Annotated in this window: 3 protein-coding genes; 2 read left to right on the forward strand and 1 reads right to left on the reverse strand. The window is 71.7% G+C overall.

Annotation, left to right across the window (positions count from 1 at the left end):
- Positions 1-71: 71 nt before the first annotated feature.
- Together HLK59_RS49415 and HLK59_RS49420 are read left to right on the forward strand one after the other, a co-directional pair.
- Positions 72-650 carry a hypothetical protein gene (locus HLK59_RS49415; protein WP_346780010.1) on the forward strand — a complete coding sequence of 193 codons (579 nt, stop codon included), beginning with the start codon at positions 72-74 and terminating at the stop codon, positions 648-650.
- Between the two features lie 112 nt (positions 651-762).
- Complete coding sequence (locus HLK59_RS49420) at positions 763-1806, forward strand: LacI family DNA-binding transcriptional regulator (RefSeq protein ID WP_171148238.1); 1044 nt, start codon at positions 763-765, stop codon at positions 1804-1806.
- Positions 1807-1835: 29 nt separating this feature from the next.
- Here HLK59_RS49420 and HLK59_RS49425 read toward each other — a convergent pair whose 3' ends face one another.
- Positions 1836-2225: a hypothetical protein gene (locus HLK59_RS49425; protein WP_171148239.1), complete on the reverse strand. Its 390-nt coding sequence runs from the start codon at positions 2223-2225 to the stop codon at positions 1836-1838.
- Positions 2226-2572: the final 347 nt, after the last annotated feature.

A 2572-nucleotide genomic window follows, 5' to 3' on the forward strand; every position in this document is an offset into this window, starting at 1 on the left:
GCGGGAGAGGACGGGGGGGGGGGGGAAGGGCGCGGGGGTGGGGGGCAGAGGGGGGACGGGAGGGGTGGCCCGTGGTGGCAGGGGAGGGGGAGTCGGCGGGGGGAGGGGGGGAAGAGCGCGGCCGCCACGGCCCGGAGTCCTGGTGGGCGCACAGCCTGCTCGCCCAACGCATCACCGAGCACCGCGCGGAGGCCGAGGTCACTGTCGAGGCACGGCCGGACACGTTCACACAGGCCGCCGGTCTCGTGCTCTGGTACAACACCGAGGCCCATGTGAGCCTGGACCTGACCTGGGCGGAGCCGGAGGGCGAGGGGCAGCGCGGGCAGCAGTGGCGGGGCGGTGGACGTACCGTGCTCAGCCTCGTCGAGCGGGAGGAGTCCGGGACCCGGCAGGTGTCCGTCGTGGACGTCGAGGCGGGCGCACCGCTCACTCTCGGTGTGACGGTCGACGGCGCGGAAGCGCGGTTCTGGTACGTCCGGGACGGCGGCATGCGCACACCGGTCGGCGAGCCGCTCGACTTCGGCAAGCTCTCCGACGACCACGGTTCCAAGCTGCGTTTCACGGGAGCGATGGCCGGCATCCACGCCGTGGACCTCGTCGACGCGGCGTTCACCGCCGATTTCACGGGATTTCGGCTGACCTGCCGGTAGTCCTCGGCCTCTTCCCGACTCCTCGCGGCGAACCTAGGGTAGGAAGCGCTTACTATCCGCCTTGGTCGAAAACTTTCCATGGCCCTCGGGCGGGCCGGAGAGGTGGTTCCCGATGGTCCGTACGGGGAGTGCGAGTGTGGCAGCCGGGCCGACGCTGGCGGTCGTGGCCCGGGAGGCGGGGGTGTCCGTGCCCACCGCCTCCAAGGTCGTCAACGGCCGCGAGGACGTCGCACCCGAGACCCGCCGACGGGTCACCGAGGCCCTGGACCGGCTCGGCTATGTCCGCAGACCCCGCTTCGACGCGGCGAAGCCCCCGGCACTGGTCGACCTCGTCGTGCACTCGCTCAACAGTTCCTGGTCGGGGGCGGTGCTGCACGGTGTGGAGGAGGCCGCGCACGACGCCGGCCTGGAAGTGGTGGTGTCGGCCGGGCTGACCCGCCAGCGGTGCGGGCGACCCGAGCGCGGCTGGCTGGACAAGCTCATCGCCCGTGGTTCGTCAGGGGTGTTGTTCAACCTGGCCGAGCTGACGGCCTCCCAGTACGCGTGGCTGGAGCAGCACCGCATCCCGTTCGTGATGATCGACCCCGTGGTGGAACCGCCGCCGGGCGTGGTGTCGGTGGGCGCGGCGAACTGGCAGGGCGGGATGGCCGCGACCGAGCATCTGCTGGCGCTGGGCCATGAGCGGATCGCGGTGATCGCCGGGAACCGGCGCAAGATGTGCAGCACCGCGCGGGTGGCCGGCTACCGTTCGGCGCTCGCGTCTGCGGGGGTGCGGCAGCGGCCGGAGTACGTGCGCTACGCCGCGTTCGACGAGTCCGTCGCCCGCGACCGCATGCGGGAACTCCTCGACCTTCCCGAACCGCCCACCGCCGTCTTCGTCTGCTCCGACGGGATGGCCCTCGGCGTCTACGAGGCCCTGGCGGAACGGGGGTTGAGCATCCCCGACGACATGAGCGTCGTCGGCTTCGACGACCTCCCGGAGGCCCGCTGGGCCAGCCCCGCCCTCACCACCGTCCGCCAGCCGCTGTCGGAAATGGCGGCGACGGCGACGCGGCTGCTGGTGCGGATGATGGAGGGCAAGCGGCCCGAGGGGACGCGGACGGAGTTGTCGACGCGGTTGGTGGAGCGGGCGAGTACGGGGCGGCCGCGGGAGTAGGGGCGGGGCGGCGAGCTCCGTACAGATGGCTAGGTGGCCCGCCAGACAGTCACGTCCGCCATCAGGAAGCTCACTCCCGAGGTGTCCCACAGCGCGGTGCTCTTCACCTGGACCACGAGCAGCGCGATGTCGCCGGAGGGGTGCTTGACGCAGAACTCGCTGCCGGCGGAAGCGGCGGCCAGCGGGAAGTCGTGGTACACGTCGCCGCCCTCGTCCTCGGCGCCACCGAGGATCCAACGGCAGTCCCCCAAGGTGGCACCCGCTTCCTCGGCGATGTACTGGACGATCAGGCTGTCGTCGCTCTGCAGCGAACAACCGACGTCTTTGCAGGTGAAGCGGACGTCACCCTTGCGGTTCTCGCGTGTCGCCGGGCGTTTGCCGTCGTGGAGGTACAGGGAGTTCTTCTCGTTCAGGGTCAAAGGAAGGCCCGCCGGCACCCCCTGTGGCTGCCCCGCCACGGACACGGTCGCGGATGGACTCGACGCCTCCCCCGTCCCGTTGCCCTCGGCTTCCACATCCGTCCCAGCCGACGCCGAAGCCCCCGACGTCCGGGGCGTCGGGGCGGACGTCGGGGGGTTCGGCGTCGGCTGGGACGGCTGGGGAAGCCGAGGGCGACGGGACGGGGTAGGCGTCGAGTCCAACCGCGACCGGGTCAGTGGCGGGGCAGCCGAAGGGGGTGCCGGCGGGGCGTCCTGTGACCCTGAACGAGAAGGACTCCCTGTACCTCGACCGCGGACGACGCCCGGCGACAGCTGAGGACAGGAAG

Origin of the sequence: Streptomyces sp. S3(2020) (genome assembly GCF_013044505.1) — a bacterium.
Lineage (GTDB): Bacteria > Actinomycetota > Actinomycetes > Streptomycetales > Streptomycetaceae > Streptomyces.

Coding starts and splice junctions, on each gene's coding strand:
- HLK59_RS49420 (WP_171148238.1), top strand. CDS start 763: ATGGTCCGTACGGGGAGTGCGAGTGTGGCAGCCGGGCCGACGCTGGCG.